Here is a 3857-nt window from a genome sequence, read left to right as displayed (position 1 = left end):
CGCAGGCTTTGAAGTTGCCGGTAAAGTCGCTGGCGGCACTCAAAAACGGGATGAGGCGGCCGGCCATGATTTCTTCGGCCGGTGCGTCTGTTTGGGCGGATACGCGTCCGGACTCGACCGCCGAGAAGATTTGTTCGGTAAAGCGTCGGGCGAAGTTTTCTTCTGTTTGGCAGTCTTGGAAGGCGGTGTTTTCGTGTTGGCAGACGAGGGTAACTTCGCCTTGAGCTTCTTGCAGCGGTTCGGCCAAATCGAGTTTGAGGGTTTGCTTGTCGGTTTGCAGCCAGGCAGTGCGGCCTTGGGTTTTGATGATTTTGCCGTAAACGCCGATGGCATCGTTTTGGGGGATGTTTTTCTGTTCGGCAAGTTGCTGGGCCGAGAATAAGGGGGCTTGTTCGGCAAATGCGCCGCCGGTTTCGTGTTTGAAGTAGGCGGCGAGGTCTTGTTTGATGAGGGCTTGGGTCAACAGTTTTTCGCCTTCGGTCAGGCGGTGTGCGAAGCTGTGTGTTTTGGGGGCGGATGCGGCATCCGTGGCGGTCTTGGCATCCGGTGTGCAGGCACTCAGGAGTAAAAGCAGGGGAAGGATGTATTTCATGGCTGGTCTCTCAACAGGCCGTCTGAATATATGGTTTCAAACGGTCAGCGTTGTTTATCGATAACGATAAACCCGGCGGGGATAAACGGGATAGGCCGGGTAATTGTGGACGGGTTCGCTGTCTTGATAGATAACGGTCGTCCCGGGCGGGGCGTTGATGGTCACGGTTTTGTTGACGGTGGTTTGCGCGTGGACGGGCAGGTCTAAGATGGCGGTGCGCCCGTACGGAGTCTCGGTATAGACGCACGCGCTTAGAAGCAAGGCGACACTCAGGACGGTGGTTTTCATGTTTCAGACGGCCTTATTTGAGCAGGTTTTTCAAGGCCAGGCGCACGCCTTCGCCAACTTCCGTGCCTTTGGGAATGCCTTTGGTGGCGGCTTTGGCTTCGCGTTCGTTGTAGCCGAGGGCAAGCAGGGTGTTGATGATGTCTTGGCTTTCGTCGGCAACGGCATCAGGGGCAAACAGGCCGTCTGAAACGGTATGGGACACGAGTTTGCCGCGCAGTTCCAACACCATGCGTTCGGCGGTTTTCTTGCCGATGCCGGGGGCGGAGGAGAGGCGTTTGACGTCTTCTTCGGCGACGGCTTGCGCCAGCTCGTCGGCATTCATGGCCGACAAAATGCCCAATGCGGTTTTGGCACCGATGCCGCTGACTTTGACCAGTTGGCGGAAGGTGGCGCGTTCCTCGGCCGAGGCGAAACCAAACAGCAAATGCGCGTCTTCGCGGACGACAAGCTGGGTGTAGAGATGGACGGTTTCGCCAACGGGAGGCAGGTTGTAGAAAGTCTGCATGGAAACGTCGGCCTCATAACCGACGCCGTTGACGTCGATAACGACCTGCGGCGGATTTTTCTCAATCAATTTGCCTGTGAGCCTGCTGATCATGGTGTTCCCCTGTGATTAAAAAAGGCCGTCTGAAACCTTGCAATCGGGTTTCAGACGGCCTTGTATTGTATCAAACTTCAGCGCTAACGCGGACGAAATCAGATAGCGGACACCAGGTTCAGATGACGGGCGCGTTCGCCTGCTTCGGCGGCACGTTCTTGGCTGCTGAACGGACCCATTTTGACAACGTATTCGTAGTTGCGTTTTTCCAGCATGACTTTGCTGTCTGACGGCAGGCTTTGTGCGGCTTGGTTCAGATAAGCCTGTGCTTCGCGTTGGGTACCGAAGGATTTCAAATCAACAAAAAATTCTTTGTTGTTTGGGGAAACAATGGTTTGAGCGGCGGTTTGGCCGGGGATGATTTGCTCAACTTTAACGTTGGCCGTGCCTTGGTTGATGAAACCCAATTGTTGGGCGGCGGCGCGGGAAACATCGATGACGCGGTTGCCGTGGAAAGGGCCGCGGTCGTTGACACGGACGATGACGCTTTTGCCGTTTTGCATATTGGTCACGCGTGCGTAGCTGGGAATAGGGAGGGTTTTGTGGGCGGCGGAGAGGGCGTTCATATTGTAACGCTCGCCGCTGGAAGTTTTACGGCCGTGGAACTGGTTGCCGTACCATGAGGCTTTGCCGGTTTGGCTGAAAGAGGAAACTTGGGTCAGTGGCGTGTAGCGTTTGCCGGCAACTTTGTAACTGCGGTTGGCAGAAGGATGCAGTTTTTCGACTCGGACCACGCTGTCGGCGACGGCGGCATTGATGGAAAGGACGCCGATGGTGGCGGCGGCTAAGGAAAGGAGGTTTTTTTTGGTAAAAGTCAAAACGGGTTCCGTTCTTGAGTTGATAACGCAGCGGTTTCAGACGGCCTGCTATACGCCGCCGGCAAAACCGTTTTGTCGCCATGCTTCAAACAGAATAACGGCGACGGTATTGGAAAGATTCATGCTCCTGCTGCCGGGCATCATCGGCAGGCGGATTTTTTGTCCGGCAGGCAGGCTGTCGAGAATTTCGGCAGGCAGGCCACGCGTTTCGGGACCAAACAGCAACACGTCGCCTTCGCGGAAGGAAACTTCGTCGGGGCGGGTAGAGCCTTTGGTGGTCAGCGCGAAAATGCGGCGGCCTTCGAGTGCCTTGAGGCAGTCTTCGAAATTCTCATGTACCGTCAGTTTGGCAAACTCGTGATAATCCAAACCCGCGCGTTTCATTTTGGACGAATCCAGAGGGAAACCAAGCGGCTTGACCAAGTGCAAATCGGCACCGGTATTGGCGCACAGGCGGATGATATTGCCCGTATTGGGCGGGATTTCGGGTTGGTACAAAACTATGGTAAACATATAAATCAATCACTTATAGAGTGGCATAATGCCGAAATGTTCCATGGGTGTCAAAAACTTTAAGCTATTTTTTCATTGGCGGACGCGCCAAAGACCAACAACAAATCCGGCCTGCGCCTGATTTTTTCAGCGTTTTCGCCAATTCGTCCAAAGTCGAGCCGGTGGTAAAGACATCGTCAATTAACAGAATATTACACGCCTTCGGCAATTCGGCTTTGATTTTAAATGCATTCTTGATATTTCGCCGACGTTCGTTGCTTTTCAGCGTACTTTGCGGCTCGCCATGCCGTCTGAAAACCGCGTGTCGCGGCAGCAGCGTCCAGCCGTAGCGTTTTGCCAAAATATCCGTCAACGCCTCGCTTTGGTTGAATCCGCGCTTGAGCCGCCGCTCTTTGCTCAAAGGCATGGGCAGGACGAAATCGAAGTGTTCCGCCGCCAGCCAGTCCGGTGCGTTTTGGCACATCAAATCTGCCAACGGACGGCTCATGCCCAAGTCGGCCAAGTGTTTCAGCTCGCGTATCATGCTGCTGACGGGCGGTTCGTAATACAGCGAGGCCCACATTCTATCAAATGCGGGCGGCTTTTTCTGACAACTGCCGCACACCGCTCCGCCCGCGACATGGCGGAAACACAAAGGGCAGCTTTGTGCCGCGTCGATAAAATATTCCGTCAAATCGTTTGCGCAGCCTCGGCAAAGGCCGTCTGAAACGGAATCGTGGCATAATACGCAACGTCGCGCATTGAGCCGTTTCAAATTGCGCCACCAAGAAAGAACATTCATGCCACACTCCGCCAAAAAAGTTTATCTGATACACGGTTGGGCGGCGAACCGCCATGTATTCGACGATTTGATACCGCGCCTGCCTGCCGATTGGGACGTCCGCGCGCTTGATTTGCCCGGACACGGCGATGCGCCTTTTGCCGAACCGTTTGATATTGCCGCCGTTGCCGAAGCCTTCGCCGGACAAATCGACACGCCGGCACACATTCTCGGCTGGTCGCTGGGCGGACTGGTTGCCCTGTATCTGACCGCGCTTTATCCCGACAA

General features: G+C 54.9%; 7 protein-coding genes. 1 reads left to right on the top strand and 6 read right to left on the bottom strand.

Annotated elements, in window-relative coordinates; genetic code table 11:
* From ACTHUT_RS15230 to ACTHUT_RS15205, 6 genes are all read right to left on the bottom strand, one after another.
* Positions 1 to 592, bottom strand: a 592-nt coding sequence (locus tag ACTHUT_RS15230) for a hypothetical protein (protein ID WP_440418988.1), incomplete at its 3' end; no start/stop codon positions are given.
* Between the two features lie 54 nt (positions 593 to 646).
* Positions 647 to 880: a methionine-binding protein gene (locus ACTHUT_RS15225; RefSeq protein WP_440386741.1), complete on the bottom strand. Its 234-nt coding sequence runs from the start codon at positions 878 to 880 to the stop codon at positions 647 to 649.
* Between the two features lie 13 nt (positions 881 to 893).
* A complete protein-coding gene (gene ruvA / locus ACTHUT_RS15220; protein ID WP_049322986.1) occupies positions 894 to 1478 on the bottom strand; it encodes a Holliday junction branch migration protein RuvA in 585 nt (194 codons plus the stop codon).
* A gap of 98 nt (positions 1479 to 1576) precedes the next feature.
* Positions 1577 to 2296, bottom strand: a complete 720-nt coding sequence (locus tag ACTHUT_RS15215) for a septal ring lytic transglycosylase RlpA family protein (protein ID WP_440386740.1) — start codon at positions 2294 to 2296, stop codon at positions 1577 to 1579.
* A 48-nt stretch (positions 2297 to 2344) separates the two neighbouring features.
* Positions 2345 to 2809: a tRNA (uridine(34)/cytosine(34)/5-carboxymethylaminomethyluridine(34)-2'-O)-methyltransferase TrmL gene (gene trmL, locus ACTHUT_RS15210; protein WP_036492475.1), complete on the bottom strand. Its 465-nt coding sequence runs from the start codon at positions 2807 to 2809 to the stop codon at positions 2345 to 2347.
* Between the two features lie 64 nt (positions 2810 to 2873).
* Complete coding sequence (locus ACTHUT_RS15205; protein WP_440386738.1) at positions 2874 to 3590, bottom strand: ComF family protein; 717 nt, start codon at positions 3588 to 3590, stop codon at positions 2874 to 2876.
* Here ACTHUT_RS15205 and ACTHUT_RS15200 point away from each other — a divergent pair.
* Positions 3589 to 3857: alpha/beta fold hydrolase (locus ACTHUT_RS15200; RefSeq protein WP_440418987.1), on the top strand; the 269-nt coding region annotated here is incomplete at its 3' end. The genes ACTHUT_RS15205 and ACTHUT_RS15200 overlap by 2 nt on opposite strands.

The sequence above is a fragment of the Neisseria sp. P0022.S010 genome (assembly GCF_051956635.1).
This window is presented reverse-complemented; position numbering and strand designations above follow the sequence as displayed.

Coding starts and splice junctions, on each gene's coding strand:
- ACTHUT_RS15225 (WP_440386741.1), bottom strand. CDS start 880: ATGAAAACCACCGTCCTGAGTGTCGCCTTGCTTCTAAGCGCGTGCGTC.
- ruvA (WP_049322986.1), bottom strand. CDS start 1,478: ATGATCAGCAGGCTCACAGGCAAATTGATTGAGAAAAATCCGCCGCAG.
- trmL (WP_036492475.1), bottom strand. CDS start 2,809: ATGTTTACCATAGTTTTGTACCAACCCGAAATCCCGCCCAATACGGGC.
- ACTHUT_RS15205 (WP_440386738.1), bottom strand. CDS start 3,590: ATGAATGTTCTTTCTTGGTGGCGCAATTTGAAACGGCTCAATGCGCGA.